The organism is Paenibacillus sp. CMM36 (assembly GCF_053570945.1).
This window is the reverse complement of the sequence record NZ_JBSEDY010000004.1, coordinates 183,638-202,651: the sequence shown is the minus strand read 5'-3', so window position 1 is coordinate 202,651 and position 19,014 is coordinate 183,638. Positions and strand designations below refer to the sequence as shown.

Below are 19,014 nucleotides of genomic sequence, written 5' to 3'. Positions count from 1 at the left end.
GGGAGAGGTGATCCCCACCGATTATAAATTGAAGCCATAATTATTTCCTAAAACGCCTCTCTTTGATTGTGCTTTAGCGGCATCAATTAATTTGGTTAAGATAGTCGATCCTGACTCCTTATCATTTGCATGAATTTCAACCTTTTCAAAATGAAAACTGTTAACATTAGAAGCAGTAGACGTATTATTGTTTTTAACAATATTGGGGTTGAAAGTACTCTTAACCGAATCTACGATGCCACGGGTTACATCAATGATTTTCAACAAGTTTCCTGTATCGCTTTTATTTAAGATTAATTCCTTTTGGTGAGCCAATAAGAATTGACCTTCTTTAGGCATATTAGCAGGAGTCATACCACCAGTTTCAGCAGAGAACGGCTTGATCTTATTCAAATAATCATATGATCCATCTGGAAATCCCCATTTAGATCGCATTGCATCATTTTCTTGTTTTAATTGCTTAAATTGTGCCTGAAGACTTTTTATCTTATTGGTGTCGGGCTTTTTCTCTCTTTGGTGCTGAACTACTTGTTTTGAGATATTCTCAGCCTTTTGTTTATTAGACAAATACTTGTCCCAATCACCTTTTTGGCTTGCCTTGTCATCACCTTTGCCTGTTCCTGCTCCATCGCCAATTCCTATTCCAATATTATTACCGATACCACTATCGAGGTTTAAGAAGTCATCAAGTTTGCCCTGATCCATAGAAAGACTATCCAACATATTTTGCATTTGCTTGCTTGTTTCTAACGATTGCTCTTGAAGGTAGGTGAAGAACTTAGAATACTCGCCCTTTAATTCATCAATCACAGACTTAACTTTGGTCTTATCATTAGACATGAGGTCTTGCTTCATTCTATAGAAGCGTTGTTCGTCTTCAAGAATGTCATCATACTTCTGCTCAGTCAGTTCTTTTTCTTTTTCAATGTTATCTGTAATTGCATCATGATTTCGATCTTCAGCATCTTTGGTTTTATCAAGATACTTTTTACGATCTTCTAACTGGTCATTCAAACCTTCTTTACGCAATTCACGCTCACGATCAAGTTTAAACTTATCGATTTCTTCATTCTTTGCATCTAACTGATCAGTCAGTTCTTTTCTCTTAGCCTTAGCTTCATAGGAGTTATTTAGAGCAAGCTCATTGATTTTATCCTGAATCTTTTGACGCTCATCCAGCTTCTTCTTTAAATCTTTGTCGTAGTCATCTGAGTCACTGGTTCGATCTAATTCTTGAAGCTGTCGTTTTATAATCTCTTCAAATCGATCAGATTCTTCTTCCAAATTCTTGAGTCGTGCTTCATGCCGTTTATCTTCAGCTTCTTTTTGCTTATCGATAGCCTTAAGCGCGATATCTTTCTGCTTTTCAATCTGCTTCTTATAGGCTTCAATAATCTTATCGGCTGCATCAGATTTGATGAAGTAGATAGCATTGTTATATTCAAGGTTCTTCAACGTCAGATCTTGTAGCCGTTTAGACAATTCTTCTTTATTCTGAAGACTCAACTTTTCATTCTTCAGTTGTCTTTCTACGGCTAGAATTTCTTTTTCTGTAGCGATACGCTGTTCATTAATTAATCCAATTTGAGTAACAAGTTCCTTCTGATACTCCTTAGAATTTTCGTCCAACGATTCCATACGAGCCTTAGACAGAGCTATCTTATCAGAGGCAGCATTGATCTTTTTCTCATATTCATCAAGATTGCTCACAATAACAGCATAATACTTTTCTTGTTTTTGCTGTTCTAACTCCCACCACTTTGTACTATTCGAAGCTTTCTGCTTGTCAAACTCACCAGATGTAATCTTATTTTGCTTAACTAGATTATCAAGATTGATATTCTGAGAGACCAATTCCTTTTGTTGCGCTGTTAACGACTTAATTTGAGTAGATTCTTCATCGCGCCAGTTTTTCGATACTTGATCATATTTCGCTTGTCTACCTTGCGACTTCGCTATTTCCGCATCTAAACTATCAAGCTTGTTTTGGCTGATTGTTACATAGTTATCAATGTAATCAATCCGAGCTTTATAAATGTTATCGTATGTAGTTGTTCTTTGTTCACGCGCATCAGCTTGAGCTTTATCCATATCAGAAGCAGAAGGGAGGGTGTATTTATTTTTAGATTTTCCACCTGAAACAGAAGAAGTGTCGCCATCATAGTATCTCAATACGTTGCCAACATAATTGACATCGCCATAAACCTTACTACCTGTTTTGCTCTTTTGCATGGCAGAGAATTTTTTCATATTCTCAACGCTGTATCCACCGTTTTTATTAAAATAGTCCAGTATTCCCGGCCCCATATTATACATAGCCAAAGCAATATCTACATTACCTGTTTGATTAAGATATTTGGCAAACATTGAAGTACCAGTTTTAATACTGCTTTCAACACTAGTGTTTTTACCAAGGCTGCTAACCTGCATAACATTTTTAATGCCATTAGCGCCATTACCTGACTCTTGTTGAATAATAGCTTTGATTAGTGCAGGATCTACACCGTTGGCTCCAGCATATTTATTGATCAGATCGGCATTTTTACCAGTTACTTTTGTAGATGTAGAAGTGGAGGGAGGTTGAACTTCTGGAATAGCATTGGCACCGGGAATACGTCTAGCACCACTGTATTTATCAGACCAATACTTATCGTTCATATTCCCTTGCTTTAAGCCAGAATTGCCCATCTGCATAAAGTTACCGTCACCCATATAAACACCAACATGTGAATTAGCTTTACCTTTGACAGTGTTGAAGAATACAAGGTCGCCTTTTTGCAAATCCTTTTTATTGGTTACGGCTTGTCCTTGTTTAACTTGCTCCTGAGTAGTTCGAGGCAGTTTAATATCAAGGAACTCTTTAAACATTTGCTGTACAAACAAAGAGCAGTCGGATACAGCAGTAGCTGTGAATTGATCATAACTAACGTTCGATTTAGCAGCTTGGCTATATTTAAACGTTTTAGACGATGATAAAGAAAGAGCTTCAGAAATCATCGAATCTAAGCCTGTTCCACCCTTTGTAGTAGTGGTAACTTTCGTGGATACTAACTTAGATGGATCTTTAATACCTTCAGTTAGCAATGCGGCTTGTTTCTCAAGAAGTTTAATTTCCTCTTTAAGAACTTTACCGTATTCCTCAGAACCCTTTTTCAATCGACTCTTTTTACTATTCAAAGCATCTTGAGCAGCTTCAACAGCTTTAAGCTTCTTCTGTGTTTCAGTTAAAATCTCGTTTGTTTGAGACATAGAATCATTGTATTGATCATTTTTCTTTTTTGATTCTGTGCTAACACCATAATTCGGATCATCAAACAATTTACCTAAGTCATTTAGCTGCTTATACAGGTCAGAAACTGTTTCGACTTGGTTCTTAGTGTCATCGATTAGTTTATTTTGTTCTTGGGCTAGTTTAGGTAGATAGCCATCCATGATGGGATTCAATCCCGGTAGAATACTTGGTGCTTTAACATTCATTCCATCAGACGTAGGGATCTTTTTGGAATTCAGTTCATCTATGGCCTTTTGCTTATTTGCTATCTGATCTAAGGCATTGACTTCGATATCATAAATCTTTAATCGATTTAATGTAGCTTGAAGAAGTTGAGTGGTTTTTGATTTTTCTTGTTCTAGAGTGTATTTAGTTTCAGTAATCTTTGCCTTTTGTAAAGCTTGAATTGCTGATTTTTCAATTGTCCAACCGTCAGCAACTTTTTTGATGTGTCCAGCAAGAGAAGGGTACTTAATAATTAACTCAGCTACTTGATCAGCATTTAAGGCGTTACCTTTGCTAATGTCTGCCATTACTTTGTTTAGATCTTTAATCTCCGAGGTAGTGTCCTTATACGCAGATTGGAGAGATTTTTGTAAAGACTCAATTTGTCCAGAAGTTTTAGCGAATTGTTGGGCAGCAACCTCTGCCATACTATAAGCTGGGAACATCGCCATTACAGATTCCTTGTAATCTCCAAACATCGGAACCCCTTTAGTTACGGTTTCCAATAGCGCAGAAATATCGCTGCGGACTTTCAATATCTCATCATTACTCTGAGTGGAAGGATCAAGCTTAAATGCATCGCTTAGTTTTTGATATTTCTGAATTAAGCCCTCAATATTGCTGTTATTAAGACTATCAACTACTTGGCGTATTTGTTTTTCTTGAGTACTTAGCCCAGAGCCATTACCAGCAATCGATTTTACCATTTCTTGCACAAACGCACGTTGAGAGTCAGATACTGTCTTACCTTTGTCCGTCAACTCAGATACATATTGAGTCGTAGAATCTTGAAGAACCTTTATTCTTGCACTTAATGCTTCATATAATTTTCCATTAGACGCAGACATTTTACCTTGCAATTCAGCATCAGTACGATTGTATTGCTCCAATAATCCCTTGGCTGAATACTGAAGTTGATCTAAATCCTTACCAAAAATAGAATCAGAGGTAGCCAAATCGCCATACTTTTTAAGAATGTCCGATGTATTAATTTTAGTATCAGGTGACAACTTCCCTGATTCTAAGTCCTTCTTAAGCAATTCGATTTGTTTTTTAGTTGTATCTATTTTCTTTTGGTACTCTTCAACTTCATCTTTACTATCTTTAATCTTTTTTGTGCTTTCATTATCTTGACCAGCCAATTTGGATCGATTAAGTGAATTTTCCGCTTCGATTTGCTTCTGTAGTGCTTCAGTACGAGTATTAATTGCTTCTACTGAATCTGTATAAGCTTTGCCTTCGGCATTTATTTTGTTAGCAGCAACGCCATACTGTTCAACCAGCATTACTTGAATTTCTAGCAATCTCTTTTTCTGGTCAGTGTTAATTGTTTGATTGCTTTCAGCTTCTTGGAGTGTACTCATTTCCTGAGACAAATCTTCTATAGACTTCTTTTGCTCTCTATACGAGTTTACAGTGTCATAGTTAATCGTCCTAGCTTCTCTGGCGGCTTCGTTGGATTTTGAAATCCAAGAAAACAGTTCTGTCAAAGCCCAAGTAACTCCAGTAATAATGGCTAATGGTGCAATAGTTCTACCCAAAGCAGCAAAAGAGGTACCAAGTATTTTAAGTGAAGCAGAGGCGAGACCATTGGTAGCAATAAGCGACTGTAAACTTGCTTTCATTAAATTGATTTTAGCAGGAATCGAAAGCAACATGGTGTAAAGGGGAGTAAGCCCAGTTTTTGAAAATAGCATAAATGCTAGTGTAGCAGCTCCTACAACTGTAGGAAGGAATCCAATTGTGCTAGATACTTTACCTAATACGTTAATAAGAGTAGTTCCTAAATCAACAACACCCTTTAGAAAACTAGCACTAATTGAGTGCTCCCAGAAAGCGCTGACTGCATTGGTAAAGGTGTGAATTCTTCCTTCCAATGATGCTAGATATGTTTCATTTTCCTTAGAAGCCGAGCCGAATGAATTAATACCTGCTTCTAAGGAAGCTTGAGCATCTTTCCAGTTACTAATCATGGAAGCAGCAATATTACCTTGCATTTTACCAGCTACTAATTCTAGAACATCTGCTTGTTGAATATCGCTAAGATTCTTCCAAATCTTTGATAAGTCATCGAATATTTCATATGTACTCTTAAAAGTTTTATCATCTTTTTTTAGTGTTAATCCAAGTGATTGGAACTTTTTCTCAAGCTTAGGAACGAGTCCATCAATTGCTTCTCCATCTTCCCCTACACCGCGCAAGCGCATTGATAGTGTCTTGAGTGCATTACCTACTTTAGCAGGATCTTGTACAGTACTGTTTGCTGCTGTAATTAGTGCTACAGATTGTTCTATTGTATTGCCAGCAGAGGAGAGGGAGGATGCCGATCTTTGTACCGCTTGACCAATTCCTTCAGTGGAGATAGCAAACTTATTACCAACTTCATTGTAAACATCTACAACATGTTGAATGTTCTTACCTTCATTGTCTACTTCAATGCCAAAGCCTTTTATAGAAGATATAAGCTGTTTAGATGCTTCTTGAGCGTTGCCGATATCGCCAACATTTTGATAAACCAATGTTTGCTTGGCAAGCTGCTGTGATTGCTGAATTGTGTAACCTAATCTAGCCCATTCGGTTGTGGAGTTGATTACATCTAGAGTCAAACCACCAATCTCATTTGCTGTTTTAGACGAATTCAGAATGACTTGCTGGTACATTTCATTTGTTTCGTCTGTAACTTTTTTGAGATTGGTCATTGCTTTGTCTAACTCATAGATATGTTGAATGCCTTCTTTGAAGGCGTTAATAGGAGCGTAGATCGCAGCAGTGACTGCTGACCACATGATCATACTTTTAAGTATGCCTTGAATAGAACTACCGAAAGTTTCAGAACTTTTACTCGCTTCATTAAAACCTTGCACAGTTCTCTTTAAATCGTTATTCAGATTTCCTAGTGGAGACTTAAAGTCACCAATATTGCGTATGCCTTTTAATTTATTTTCTAACTCGGTTAAACTATTTTGAGCTTGAGTGTTTCCACTAAATTTACTTCTGGCATCATTGATCTTTTGTTGAGTATTTGCTACAGATTGAGCATATTGCTGGTCTCTTTTAGTATTTTGTTGTAAAGCTAAAGCATGCTGCTTTTCTTGTGCAATTTGTCTTTCACTATTACTCTTAAGAGCCTGATAGTGAGCACGATCCAATGACTCAGCAGCTTTTAGTGATTGCTCTTGGTTACGTCTGTCGATCTCTCTATTTCTTTGTAGCGCTTGATAATGCAACTTATCCATAGCTTCAATACGTTGCTTATTAGACTTCAATGCATCGTAATGCGCTCTGTCCATAGTTTCAGCCGACTTAAGAGCAGCCTGTTGCTGTTTCAGTATTTCATTGATCTCGCTATAATTCTTTACATTGCCTTGCTGATCTAACTTTACGGATATCTGTTGTCCAGAATCATTCTTATATGTATTTGTAGTACTATTTGTTTCTCCAAGCTTATTTTTGTTGGCTCTGGTTTTAGCTAATGTATAACCTTCAAGCTCTTTTTCTAGCTGTTTTAGTGTACGGATCTGATCTTGCAGAGATTTAGACTCATCATTTACAGCCTTTTTATTGGCATCGTGAACCGTTTTGGATTTTTCAATTACTTCACCGTTCTTTAATACTTGCTGAGTAACCTGTTTAACTGTACCATCTAAATTCTTATAAACATCCTGTGTTTCTTTTACAACTCTATTTTGCTGTTCCATTGCTACATTAAGCTTCTTCGTAGCATCAATAAATCCCTGAATTGACTTCACAAAACTTTGATCAACATTAATTTTCAAATCAAGTTTCTGAAGTGAAGGATGCTTGCTCAACGCTTTAATGGAAGCATTGACATCTCCAATTGATTTACCAACATTTAAGCCAGCACTTATTAATATACGCATATCTGCCATTACGGTTTAAGCCACTTCCTTTTTTTACTTTAGATAAAATAGAAAAAAGAAGAGACTTAATATCTCTTCTTACTGTTCATCTTTATATTCAATTTGTTCTACAATTTCACAGAAACGAACGTACTGATTCCCTTCAATTCCAGTAAATTCAGTGGGGCCACGGTTTATCACCGATTCTTTAATGGATAGAAACATTGCTTTTCGTTCTTCTGTTTCATCAATTACAATTTGTTCACTATATAGTTTGTTGAGTTCTTTGAGCCTTTCTTGATCTTTCTCAAAGGTATATTTTCCGTTTTCTGAGATAGGATTTCCTTCACCATCTTTAACTACGTAATCAAGATTAATATCATTAGCATCACGTATGAATTCTGCATAATGAGTGGAGAGGAGATCTTGAAATTTAACTCTATGTCTGGTGTCAGTTCGATCTGTTTTTAGCTTACTAAGATATGTAATGAAGTCCTCAAGTTCAAATTTGTATAATTTCATTTTAACTCCCTTTAAATTAAGATATGTGACACGATAAAAGGATAGTTTTACTTAGTCCAACATGTGATGTGGGGTTCTTGCCAACGTTCTTTATTGAAAAGAAGGGGATTATCAGGGTATTGTTTCTGAGTTGAGAATGTTTTCTTTTGAATGAGAAAATAAAATTTTGCAATTTCTTCGGATGTACCCTCAACTTCAAAACCGTTGATTTTAGCTTTCATGTTCAACTTCTCCTTCATCGTCTTTGCCAATATGGCTTTTTAACTTACCCAAACTTTTCCACTTGCGATCTTTAGCTGTTAAATCGTTGTAGATGCGATACATGTCGGCACTCGTCCAACCCATAAGTTCAATAATAAAATCTGACTCAAGTCCTATACGAGTTAGATTAGTAACAAGGTAGTGTCGAAGAGAATGAAAATAGAAAGGGGTCTCCAAAAACTTTTCCCACTTGGTGCTCCAACTTCTAACTGTACCGACCTCTGCTGGCTCACCATCTGATTTGATAAACAGGAAGTCATGTTCTTTATTGTTTTTCTGCATAATCTTTTCTCGTTCAACGAGCCAAGCTTGGTAATAAGGCCAAAACTTTTCTTTAAATATGTATTTGTATAGAAGTTTTCCTTGCTTACCGAAACCTTTAGTCTTAATTTCTTTAGTCGTTTCTAAGAATAGACCGTCAAAGGCGGTGTTGTTCTCATCGATTATCGAAGTTGTAAACCTCAACAGTTCAGAGACTCTTGCACCACTATTTGCAGCTAAAGCGAGAAGACATGCTTCTTGAGGCTTACTTAAGTCTTCACTCAAGTGCTTGAGAAGGGCATCGACTTGATCTTCGAGTAAAATAGTTTTCTCCCGAACAGGGTTGTTTTTGAGGTTGTCAATCGACTTAAGAATAACATTGCGGAAATTAGGATATTCATCATCAAAAAAGTTCTCAATAAAATTAGAAAAACTACTTAAACAAGATTTCATTCTACCGAAACGCTTAGGACTCCATTTAAGTTCTTCAATTGCATAACTAAAGAAATCGGAAAACTCAATCTTTTTAATATCTACAAAGAACTTATTATCATTCTCAAGAAGATTCCAAGTGAAAAATATATTCAAATCACTTTTATATCCTTTAATCGTTCCATCTGAACATTTCATATTTTTTTCTTTTATGAAACGGTTGATCATTTTGACATTCTGAGGATTAAACTGCTTTGTTAATTCTTCACTTGTTATTACTTTGAAAAATGTTTTTCTTGCCATTCACATCAAATCCTTATGTATTATTAATGAGCATTTAAGTGAACTCATCACGGTATTTTGCAGTCATATAAACACACTCCCTATGTTTTTATAAAATAGCTCTTTTACTTCATTTCTGTACATCTAATCCTCGTCTACGTAATCCTTTATACATGGTAGCTTCGATAGCACCATTATTCTCTAATTCTTCTCTAGTTGCTTCAGTAAATGGTCGTGCGCTACCAGCGTAGGGGAACGAATATTGATATCCTTCGCCTGTCTCAACAATTTCACTTACATTTCTACCATCATCCATTCGGACACTTTCAATAGAAACAGTATCCTTGCCAATCATCTTTACTTCAATATTTTCGTCATCAATCAATCCACCGTGCTCTTTTTGGCGCTGATAGACAGAAGGGTGAGGGTAAACTGCATACACTTCTTCTTTGATCTTCTCTTTCATTGTCTCTCGAACTGTTATGCCTACATCAACCTTTAATGTCTCAGCAATTTGTTCATCCAGTTGTTTCATCAGATCCGTCAGATTGTTGAAGTCCACTTTTATCACCATCCTGATTTAAAGCATTGGCTAACATAATTTCTCCTACAACTGATTTAGCACTTTTTGCAGCCAACTCAATCTTGTTGACAATCTTTTGATATTCGCCTTCAGGGAATTTACTCACTAATGCATCCGTAATACCTTTATCTGCAAGCAATTCAGATAATCCAATAATATCCTTCAGTGTTGCCTTTTTTGGAACAGGAATATTAGTGAATTCTCGAAAAGCTAGAACAGGAACTATCTTCAATGTTCCTTTAATCAATTCATTGTCTAATTCATCATTTCTCGATGTTTCGCGTAACTCTTGAAGGTATCCAATATAAGACATAGCAACGTTCTCGATTAGAGAGTCGCGAAATTCAACGCTTACAGCAACTTCGTATTCTTCTCCATCATTAGTTTTGATGTACTCATTTTTCTTTTTATTTAGACTAGTCTTTAACTTATTGAGTTCCGTTGCTGTTAACTTCTTAGCCAATAATTACACTCTCCCTTTAACGACAAAAATAAGCATCAACAACTTGTGATGCCCTAATGTCATAATTGTGATATTTATATACAAATTTTTGCGCTTTATTTGCTTTGATTTTTCGTTGTCTGTCTGTCATGGCTAAAACTTCTTTTACCATTTGGATCATTTCGTCAGTCGATTTGGGAAGGTAGATTAAGTCATGGAATAGATACTCTTGAGCCTTAGTCCAAGGGGATATAAATACACCTCCACCAATTGCTATAGCTTCAAACGGCCTCATTGAAGTTTGTGTGATAGAGTGATCGTCTAAGTTTTGTCCAATGATAATTTTTGAAGAAGAGTAGAGTAGAGGGAGTTCTTCGTATGCCTTATATCCCTTATATACATGAGGATGACTCACCAAATTTATCTCACGGTTTCTATCCATCCACCAATCATTACCGTAAATAGATATATCAAATCCTTGTTCAACCAAGGGCAAAATAAAGCCTTTCGTTTGTTTAGATCTTCGTTCATAATTATTAGCCACTAGTGAAATATCATAACTTGCCTTAGTGGAAACTGTCTTGTGGAAGGAGGGGTTACACCCAAATAGCATTAACTCTGCTTTTTTCCCTTTGCTCCAGTAATTTTGTAAACATTCGGCGGTGGTAGTAAAGATGTGATCAGCATAGTCTGACCAGTAATCGCCTATCCAGTGGTCATGAGGAGTATCTTCGATTGCCCAATAAGCATGAAAAATGCCTTTTTCTTTAGTGTGTTCAAATATATCTTCAGCAAAGTTCGCGAAACATTCTGAAAAAACAATATCTGGTTTATAATTTTCAATTACTTCTTTGAATAACTCACTCTGAATTTCCTTAGACTTATCCCACAGTTGGTACCTACCATCCATAATATAAGTGTCACATCCAAGGTTTTTAAAGCCTGACGCAATACCATACTTGATTAACGCTGCATTATTTGTAAAAAGCACTTTCAATTTTTCAGTCAAGTATAACACCACTCTTTAAACAGTAATCATTAATGGCTTTAAGTATCTGTTCAGAACGTTTCTCCCATGTATTTTCTTTGGCGTGTTTAAGGCATATATCCTTATAGGTGTCCATTTTTCCAAGTTCGATTGCTTTGTCGACTTGGGCTAAAAATTCATCGTCATTATCAGCAACTAGAACAGCTTCATCATAAATCTCTGTTTCCATCCATTTGGTAGCTACTGTGATTTTACCCGCAGCCATATGTTCGAACATTTTAATAGCACATGCTGCTTGTGTGATTTCCAATTTAGTATTGAAGGGAAGGAGACATACATCAGCATGAGCATAATAGTTGTAAAGGTCATCATGATTCTTGGTTCCCAATTTAATAACGTTTGATGGACACTCCTTGCCAAACTCTTGTCCCACAAGAACAGTAGTATATTTCTCTGCAACTTTACGAATCAGACGAGTATCTACCCAAGAGCCAATAGCACCTGAAAAGAGGGCGATTGGGCCATTTAATGTTTTATATTCTTCAGGAATTTGTGAGGGTTTATTTATATACGATTCTGGACAAGCATTTCTGACTAGATATGTACTTTCATTGCTTTTGCTTCTAAGGTCATACAGAAACTGACTAGACGTTAACACAATGTCGGCTTTCTTAATGGCATCATCTTCATATTCATACCAATCACTAAAACTATCAACGGAATCATAAATATTAATCTTTGCTTTTATATCTTCGACATATTGAGCCGATTTTGCCCAAGTATAATAAAATATATCTACTTTGATGCTTCTATGCTTAATTAATTTAAGTACTTCTTCGAAATTATGATAGACAAATAAATTAGGCTCAACTTCTTCAGGTGGTTTATCTGATTGAGTGTTATTGCAGAAAATCACTGTCCAACCTCTTCGAGCAAATTGCTTAACAATCTGTTGAGGACGTTGCGTGAGGAAATCCCAGTTAAGGGTGGGTGGATAAAGTATTATTTTTTGTTTCATTTAAGAACTCCCTTAAATATTCTGGACTCATAATATGATTCGAAAACACACTTAAATCACAAAAAAGCTCAAACCCTTTGTCCTGAGCCATTTTACAAAAGTATGCATCCTCGCCTTGCGGATGAAATCCGTATTTTGCTGATTTATAAACTTTACGACTTAGCAATATTACTGCACCTGTAAGATCAACTTCAATAAGAGACGAAGAGGGGAGAGAAGGCGCATTTTTGACTTGATTATTTACAATATGCTCAAAGTAACCATGATTGTTTTTTTTCATGATGTTTGGATATAGATATGGTTTATCAGGTCTAGTGATATACCCATTCCAAATCAAACTCGACACAATATCCTGCTTATGCTTGAGTAGATTATTAATAATATCAGGCTGAACAAGGATGTCTGTATCGATGAACATCAAGTAATCAGTTTTAATTTTTGACATGATATAATTCCGTAATTTACTCAAGTGATCATATATAAAATTATTTCTTATGTTTAAATCTCTTTTATCTACTGGTGCTTTGCGATTATAAACGTCAATACGTATGCTCTTAAAGGCATGTTTGTTTTCTTTTTTGAAACTATTCAAAATATCCAACGAAATGTCTTCGGAATCATTGATAACAAATAATAGTTCGATTTTAGTTTTTGGATAATTGATATCAATAATACGTCTTAAATAAGAAGGGAGTATCCAAGCTCTATTTCTAATGGGAGCAGCTATTGTAACTGTTGGGCTATTCAAAACTTTCTCCTTTTATGGTACAGCCAAGTCCCGAAGGACTCAGCTATAATTTTTTATTTAAATCATTTCATTTGCATCATAAATGGTCATCGTGTAAAGTTGTGTGCTATTTTGTGGTTTAAGAATTTCCAGTGGAATGTCAAATACCGAAGGGTCGCCATCAGCAGCCATATCAATTTTCCATCCATCTTCCATTTTGGCATTTGTGATATCAATCTGAGCGGCGTAATCTTGTTTGTCTCCAACGGCACGAACAATGACATCAAGTACAACTCTATATGTTCCGGCAAATTTATCGGAGGAGACGGTAATAGTTTTCGCAGATGCACCTGATTGAGTTTTGTAATATGCAACGATTTCTGTGTTATCTTCGAACTCTCCATCGAAAAAGGTCAATTCTTTGCCAGTGATAGAATATGTCCCTTTGCTCAAGGCTCCCACAGCAAATTCAATCTCTTCTTCGTGAACGCCTTCTTTAGAGAGGAGATATACGCTATTCAATCCTTCAACTGGAGTCGCTGGAGTATAGTTAAGTGTAGCTTTATTATTAACGATTTTAATTTCATCGCGTTGAATAATTGGTGCTACACCTTTTTGGATATCATTTCCCGTCATCATCGCAATTACTTCATTTGTAAATACTGCGTCTTGCAAAGGAACCTTTGCGCCTCTGTTACCAGAAAACCCAACAATTTTGTTGTTTCCTTCGCCGCCTTGGGCATAGACAGTATCTGCCGAATTCTCAATTCCAGAAGTCTTTAAATTCTTAAGTTGAACTTTTGCTTTACCCGTTTTTAAGTCGTAAAATGTAGCTTTGGCAACTGCTCGAATTGCCCAAATATCTGGCGTTGACATTTATAAATCTCTCCTATGTATAAGCTATTATTTTATTTTGTTTGCCCAATGAATATCAGACAATTTAATGTTTTTACCATCTATTGTTCCTGCATAGAGTGCGGTGATGGTGTGACGGTAGTTATCTATGTTATTTGTGACATACAGTCCATTGTAAATTTGATAAATATTTAACTTAAATAAATCAAAAAGGCTTAACCCATTGTTTTTCCAAGCTAAACCAGCGACAATACTATGCAAATCTACTTTTTCTTTTGGTTTTGGTCTCTTAGCGTCTTCTTTTAACATTTCTTCTATCATTTTGGCTGCTCGTGAATTTGCTGGATTGAACTCTGGCTCATTCTGTATTTCAACGTTATTCCCAAGTTTAATAACCGTTTGTATAGTGTCAAAGTTGTTGTGGTTTATCTGTCCTTGACCAACCCCAATAAATACATTATCTTCACTTTCTAGTAAAATAGCTTTTTCATTAAAAAATAATTCAATGGCTGCAAAGGCGTGATATTTAAATATTTCGTCTTGATAGCAATAAGCAAAGAAAATATCGAAGTTAGAAAGTGATTTAACCCAATCGCTTTTTATTGTTTCTCTATCAATTAACATAGCAGCCAGATAGCTATTATATATAGACATATTTAACTCGGTGATGGTTTGAAGAGTAGGTATGGTTAATGTTCCAGCTTGTTCAATTTCGATAGGCAAACCACCTAACAATTTGAAATGTAAATCCATTTCATTCAAAAAACCACCTACTTAAATTCATACAGCTTATATTGTATGTAGTATCCAACATAGTTTGTATTTACAAACATTTCGTCCATTCGATAAAACTCCAGTTTACCAATACCTAAACTTTGCTCTTCATTAAATAGTTCGTCTATCGCGGCAATAATTTCATCGTATCTTAAGTTTTCATAGTCAGTTCTAATTAAGTCTTTATGTACTATCACTTGAAAATGAAGTAGGGCAGACTTAAACTCTAAATTGTTTGTTGGTTTATATTCTTTAAAAGAAAAAGTAACATACGAAGAAGCGTCACTGGATAGTTCAGGAACGTGGTTGTAGGGGTATATTTTATTAAACAATAGAGATGATGGATCATCGATACTTTCTCGATCTAAATAATTTCTATTGTCGTAACAGAGAGCCTTACATAATTCTTGTGAGCTAATTAGCTTTTCTAAGACCTTTGTTCTAAGATATCCTAATTCTCTGAAACGAGACATGTTAGTTCACAATAAAATCTCTGGTCAGTACATATTCCAGAAAACCACTAGTGTTCATATCCCTTGTATCATCAAATGTAGCGACGACCTTATCTACCTGATCTAGAGTAAGTGGAGTAGTCCGGTGAATTTCCTCGCCAAGACTATTACGAACCTTAACCTTGTAGTAATTACCGTTAGGTTGTAGATTGCCAAGTTCATATGTAAGAGCAATGCATTTTAGCGCTTCAAGTGCTGACCCTTTATCAACATGTGTTTCCTTAGAAAATGCTAATTTAAGTTTATTATCTGTAGCAATTGAATAAGCATATTTAAACTGTGGATTAATAGGTACGTCTAGATCAGCATCAATAATTTCTACTGTAGGTGTAGCACTAATAATTACAGAGTTATCAATCCCAGATGAGTGCTGCATAGAGTAGGGAAGGGGAGAGAAGATAAGCCAATTATTTGTAGCTCCTTGAGCAAATTGCTCAAGTTTAAGTTCTCCAAAACGGATGATGGCTTGCATGGATACACTCCTTATAGTAATGATTTTATTTCAATTTCTTTTGTTGTATAAGCTAATCTGGTAGAGTTTTCGACATGCAAAATAACTCTGCCTTTCTTGTTGTTAGCTTTAATTTTACATTCTTGTCCATCTTGTTCGATTATGCTGGCTAAAGTGGTAGGTGTTAAACTATCAGTCTCAGTCAACCAAAAATGAGCCTTTTCTTGTCGATCAACTCCATTGTCCTTAAACGAACAAGTGAAGGATTTGATCATATTGTATTTAATGAATTCGTCGCCTGTAATGTGGGCAGTATAGTTGTTTGTAGTGGAGGACGTAACATTAACTTGAATAGTTTGAGAAATATTTCTGAATGAAATGGTTATTTTACTTGTTCCTCTTTTCAAAGGAGTTACTGAGCCAATAGGAGAGACTGATAAGATATTTTCATCTGCCACAGAATATGTAATTTGATCATCAACTTCTATTACCTTTGAATTATTGGTTAATTCAATGTTCAACTGAAGAGTTTGATTTTCTTCTATTGCCACAATATCCTTAACATTCAAAACCTTTAGTTGGTAGTCAGCGATATTGCCCATATAATCTGCAATATTTAGATCTAAATTATCGGCAGGAATTACATCTTGCTCTTCAAGAGTCAAGTTTATTAATCCATCGATTAACCGATTGATACCCACAGTTTTCCAAGCACGACCATCAATAATAAAACGCCTATTTTTCTTTATTTTCTCGGTCTGATCATTTTTTTGGACTGTTATTTGTCGTCTTTCATTAGGCATCATCAGGATTCTTCCTTCTTGGATGCCAAAATTAGACGATGTATCCGATTTGAAAGAGAATGGAGTTTCTTGAATTTCTCCATTATCGTCTAACCATTTAAGAGTTGAGTAACAAATTAGGATCACGCCACGATGATATATATCCATGTCATCAACATGATTACATAACCAAGTTTTATCTTTCCATACAACCAAATCACCCATTTTTAACGGATAATTCATTGCGACAATATTCTTCTGTTCTCGTACATCTCCGTCATCAGTTATCCAAACTTCTTGGTTGAAATCTCCGTTGATACTCACTTGATAATAGCTGGGAGATTGTGAAAAAGTTGAATTCATAACTTGCTTTGTGTGGACAATGTTTCTGTCTCTAGCAGTTGTTTTACAGTTAGAAAGATATGACTTGTACGCCTTGTAACTCATACTAATTCACGCTCATATTTTTCAAATAGTATTGCATCATTAGTGCATCAGCGCGTTCAATAGCTTTATCACGTAATACAGCTTTTTCTTTAAAGTTCTGAGATTCGCTATACCTTTTCCAATCCGATGAAGAAATCGCCAATCTCATGTCAAGAATATTATTTACCTCTTTTTCAAGCCATTCGCTAAGCATTAACTGTGACAGTATTTCTTGTTCTAACTCCGTTAAATCAGCAGTAAAGCTTCTGTTTTCCTCATCTCTGTCAAAGAGATCATTTTTACAGTAGCTGAACTTAACCAAGCCTGATTTAAGAAATCCCGTAAGAAAATTTTCATAATCGTCAATCGAGTTTAGGAACATTTCATCAATTGTATAATCCTGTATTTTTCCTTGAAATCTCTCGAAGACTTTTGAATATGGGGTCATAAAAACCAATCCCCTTAAACGTTATTTTTAACTTTTGCTAACTCATACAAGTCCTGATTTACTAGCTTACCAATTGCATCAATTTTATATCTATCCTGAAATTTTCTATCGTTGCTTGCAATACCAACTACAATTCGCTCCACTATGTTCTCACGTAGAGTGGGGGAGACAGAATTTAAAGTATCGGTGATTTCGTTGATGTCCAAGGAAATAATATTGTCGATTGCTTCACGACTAATAAAATTTTGATATACATCTTCTAGGTACAGAGCTTTTACTGCTTTCTCGCTTTGGATGAGAAATGCTCCTTCATGAGCGAACTTAGTATGGTTGTCTACAATTGCCCGTACATCTTCAAAGGTAATCGTCTTAGAGCTGCCAAAATCATTGAATCTAATAGTAGATGTAGTGCCTGTTAGATTTAACCCACCATTGGTTAAAGAAATAACTCTAATGTATTCACGGGGATCAATATCTAATTTATCTTCAACAGATTCGAACAGAGAGTTTACTTTTTTAGTTTCTGTTTTGATTTCCTCATGAGAAGTTTCAATTTTTTTATTTTTCTCCAGTAAGTCTTCAACTAAAGAAGTGAGTTTAGCAACTTGATCTTCTAATGCGATTTCTCTTACTGTTTTTTGAGTAGGTTCATTGTTTGTATTTTCAGTATTAGCTATCTCCATTTTCTTTGGTGCTGCCATCTATATGCCTCCCTATTATTTAATAAAAAAGGTCGATAAGAATGTACTTACCGACCAATGGATTTAAGAGAATTTATACAATCCATAAGCTGCTGCTGTAATCAACTGCACATCATAATTCTGTGATACAGAATATCCCATTGTTTGATCTGCATTATCTTCAGGTTTAGATTGAGTAATAATTGTGTTACCCTCAAAACCAATTTTGACCAGCTTATCAGAGCCAGAAGAGAGTACAACAGCGAAGTCACCATCGATAGCAAACTCATCGCTATTCGGCTTTAAACGTTGACCAATTTCAAAAAGCTCAGTGCCTTGGAAGTTACCCAGATGTCCGGTCTTATTAAATTCTTGTCCAAGACCAAATTGAAGGTACTGATTCTCTGGCAAGATACGAGCAAGTGCAGTTTTAGTGCCGAATACCACACTCTTGTCCGTATTGTTTGCAGCAGAAACACGTTGAACCAGATTGTTAAAAGCTGTAGAAGTAAAGGCAGCATTTTCTTTATATTTAGCACCCAGAGTAGTAAAAGAGTCATAAATCGAAGAGTAAATGCGAGTAGTGATATCAGTTTCAATTGCTTGAGCTACACGTGCAACCCATGCGCCCCAATTTGTTTTTCCTGCAAGCACACGATACAGTTCTTCATAAATTTCTACAGTACGGCGTTGAGGAGTAAGTGTAACGTCTTTTCCAAACAGACGTTGCCGTTGATTGCCTCGTTGACCATTAGCTTTGGTGCTAACGACAAACAGGTCAGGACTGTCTACATGAAATAGCAGTTGATCGCCCCAGTTTACGTTTTTAACTTCAGCAAATTGGTAGAAACTATCAAGAACAGTTTCAGGAATTACAATATCCAATGTTTGAGAAACCAAGGCAAAAGTAGCCCATTGAACATTCGGATTAGATGCAATCATACCTTCAGTAAAATTAGTATCAGACGGAATGCCTGCTAGACGGTAAGCTTCTTTTTTCAAGCCTTTGGTGAATAGTTCTTGTTTTGCATCAAGGGTTACGCCATCATTCGCATATTGAGCATACTTATTAAAACGACCATCTTTGTTACGGTTTTGATAACAATAGTGGTACCAAGCTTCTACACCAGCTTGTACAACATCTTTTTCTGTTTGGGACATATTAAAAAACTTAAGATTGCTATAGTTTTTCATGCTAAATTAGTTCCTCCAAT

Annotated in this window: 17 protein-coding genes; all 17 read right to left on the bottom strand. The window is 35.8% G+C overall.

The annotated features are described in order from the left end of the window. Nucleotides 1-21: 21 nt before the first annotated feature. The 17 genes from ACWA2B_RS10955 to ACWA2B_RS10875 all read right to left on the bottom strand — a co-directional run bounded on the left by ACWA2B_RS10955 (nt 22) and on the right by ACWA2B_RS10875 (nt 18,994). The gene (locus ACWA2B_RS10955) at nt 22-7,386 is read right to left on the bottom strand and encodes a phage tail tape measure protein (protein WP_449292184.1); all 7,365 of its coding nucleotides are present in this window, start codon (nt 7,384-7,386) and stop codon (nt 22-24) included. A 69-nt stretch (nt 7,387-7,455) separates the two neighbouring features. Next, on the bottom strand, nt 7,456-7,878 hold the full coding sequence (locus tag ACWA2B_RS10950) for a hypothetical protein (protein WP_449292183.1): 423 nt from the start codon (nt 7,876-7,878) through the stop codon (nt 7,456-7,458). 47 nt (nt 7,879-7,925) lie between these two features. After that, on the bottom strand, nt 7,926-8,099 hold the full coding sequence (locus ACWA2B_RS10945) for a hypothetical protein (RefSeq protein WP_449292182.1): 174 nt from the start codon (nt 8,097-8,099) through the stop codon (nt 7,926-7,928). Next, nucleotides 8,089-9,135, bottom strand: a complete 1,047-nt coding sequence (locus ACWA2B_RS10940) for a tyrosine-type recombinase/integrase (protein ID WP_449292181.1) — start codon at nt 9,133-9,135, stop codon at nt 8,089-8,091. Before ACWA2B_RS10940 ends, ACWA2B_RS10945 begins: the two co-directional genes overlap by 11 nt. A gap of 109 nt (nt 9,136-9,244) precedes the next feature. Continuing rightward, entirely contained in the window at nt 9,245-9,649 is a 405-nt protein-coding gene (locus ACWA2B_RS10935; protein ID WP_449292180.1) for a hypothetical protein, read from the bottom strand. Then, a complete protein-coding gene (locus tag ACWA2B_RS10930; RefSeq protein WP_449292179.1) occupies nt 9,633-10,160 on the bottom strand; it encodes a hypothetical protein in 528 nt (175 codons plus the stop codon). Before ACWA2B_RS10930 ends, ACWA2B_RS10935 begins: the two co-directional genes overlap by 17 nt. Before the next feature lie 16 nt (nt 10,161-10,176). Beyond that, on the bottom strand, nt 10,177-11,148 hold the full coding sequence (locus tag ACWA2B_RS10925) for a CgeB family protein (RefSeq protein ID WP_449292178.1): 972 nt from the start codon (nt 11,146-11,148) through the stop codon (nt 10,177-10,179). Further along, entirely contained in the window at nt 11,141-12,145 is a 1,005-nt protein-coding gene (locus tag ACWA2B_RS10920) for a glycosyltransferase family protein (protein WP_449292177.1), read from the bottom strand. Before ACWA2B_RS10920 ends, ACWA2B_RS10925 begins: the two co-directional genes overlap by 8 nt. Further along, nucleotides 12,108-12,893, bottom strand: a complete 786-nt coding sequence (locus tag ACWA2B_RS10915) for a glycosyltransferase (protein WP_449292176.1) — start codon at nt 12,891-12,893, stop codon at nt 12,108-12,110. The genes ACWA2B_RS10920 and ACWA2B_RS10915 overlap by 38 nt, the downstream gene beginning before the upstream one ends. Nucleotides 12,894-12,950: 57 nt before the next feature. Continuing rightward, the gene (locus ACWA2B_RS10910; protein WP_449292175.1) at nt 12,951-13,748 is read right to left on the bottom strand and encodes a hypothetical protein; all 798 of its coding nucleotides are present in this window, start codon (nt 13,746-13,748) and stop codon (nt 12,951-12,953) included. A gap of 27 nt (nt 13,749-13,775) precedes the next feature. Next, complete coding sequence (locus tag ACWA2B_RS10905; protein ID WP_449292174.1) at nt 13,776-14,489, bottom strand: hypothetical protein; 714 nt, start codon at nt 14,487-14,489, stop codon at nt 13,776-13,778. A gap of 8 nt (nt 14,490-14,497) precedes the next feature. Further along, nucleotides 14,498-14,974 (bottom strand): hypothetical protein, encoded by a 477-nt coding sequence (locus ACWA2B_RS10900; protein ID WP_449292173.1) that lies wholly within the window; start codon nt 14,972-14,974, stop codon nt 14,498-14,500. A gap of 1 nt (nt 14,975) precedes the next feature. After that, nucleotides 14,976-15,485: a hypothetical protein gene (locus tag ACWA2B_RS10895; RefSeq protein WP_449292172.1), complete on the bottom strand. Its 510-nt coding sequence runs from the start codon at nt 15,483-15,485 to the stop codon at nt 14,976-14,978. Nucleotides 15,486-15,496: 11 nt separating this feature from the next. Further along, entirely contained in the window at nt 15,497-16,609 is a 1,113-nt protein-coding gene (locus ACWA2B_RS10890; RefSeq protein ID WP_449292171.1) for a hypothetical protein, read from the bottom strand. Nucleotides 16,610-16,694: 85 nt separating this feature from the next. After that, on the bottom strand, nt 16,695-17,120 hold the full coding sequence (locus ACWA2B_RS10885; RefSeq protein ID WP_449292170.1) for a hypothetical protein: 426 nt from the start codon (nt 17,118-17,120) through the stop codon (nt 16,695-16,697). Between the two features lie 14 nt (nt 17,121-17,134). Continuing rightward, nucleotides 17,135-17,821, bottom strand: coding sequence for a hypothetical protein (locus ACWA2B_RS10880; protein WP_449292169.1), 687 nt, complete (start codon nt 17,819-17,821; stop codon nt 17,135-17,137). Between the two features lie 63 nt (nt 17,822-17,884). After that, nucleotides 17,885-18,994 (bottom strand): hypothetical protein, encoded by a 1,110-nt coding sequence (locus ACWA2B_RS10875; RefSeq protein ID WP_449292168.1) that lies wholly within the window; start codon nt 18,992-18,994, stop codon nt 17,885-17,887. Nucleotides 18,995-19,014: the final 20 nt, after the last annotated feature.

Bases quoted from the DNA above. Each gene is read 5' to 3' on its own strand.
- ACWA2B_RS10955 (WP_449292184.1), bottom strand. From the start codon at position 7,386: ATGGCAGATATGCGTATATTAATAAGTGCTGGCTTAAATGTTGGTAAA.
- ACWA2B_RS10950 (WP_449292183.1), bottom strand. From the start codon at position 7,878: ATGAAATTATACAAATTTGAACTTGAGGACTTCATTACATATCTTAGT.
- ACWA2B_RS10945 (WP_449292182.1), bottom strand. From the start codon at position 8,099: ATGAAAGCTAAAATCAACGGTTTTGAAGTTGAGGGTACATCCGAAGAA.
- ACWA2B_RS10940 (WP_449292181.1), bottom strand. From the start codon at position 9,135: ATGGCAAGAAAAACATTTTTCAAAGTAATAACAAGTGAAGAATTAACA.
- ACWA2B_RS10935 (WP_449292180.1), bottom strand. From the start codon at position 9,649: ATGAAACAACTGGATGAACAAATTGCTGAGACATTAAAGGTTGATGTA.
- ACWA2B_RS10920 (WP_449292177.1), bottom strand. From the start codon at position 12,145: ATGAAACAAAAAATAATACTTTATCCACCCACCCTTAACTGGGATTTC.
- ACWA2B_RS10910 (WP_449292175.1), bottom strand. From the start codon at position 13,748: ATGTCAACGCCAGATATTTGGGCAATTCGAGCAGTTGCCAAAGCTACA.
- ACWA2B_RS10900 (WP_449292173.1), bottom strand. From the start codon at position 14,974: ATGTCTCGTTTCAGAGAATTAGGATATCTTAGAACAAAGGTCTTAGAA.
- ACWA2B_RS10895 (WP_449292172.1), bottom strand. From the start codon at position 15,485: ATGCAAGCCATCATCCGTTTTGGAGAACTTAAACTTGAGCAATTTGCT.
- ACWA2B_RS10890 (WP_449292171.1), bottom strand. From the start codon at position 16,609: ATGAATTCAACTTTTTCACAATCTCCCAGCTATTATCAAGTGAGTATC.
- ACWA2B_RS10885 (WP_449292170.1), bottom strand. From the start codon at position 17,120: ATGACCCCATATTCAAAAGTCTTCGAGAGATTTCAAGGAAAAATACAG.
- ACWA2B_RS10880 (WP_449292169.1), bottom strand. From the start codon at position 17,821: ATGGCAGCACCAAAGAAAATGGAGATAGCTAATACTGAAAATACAAAC.
- ACWA2B_RS10875 (WP_449292168.1), bottom strand. From the start codon at position 18,994: ATGAAAAACTATAGCAATCTTAAGTTTTTTAATATGTCCCAAACAGAA.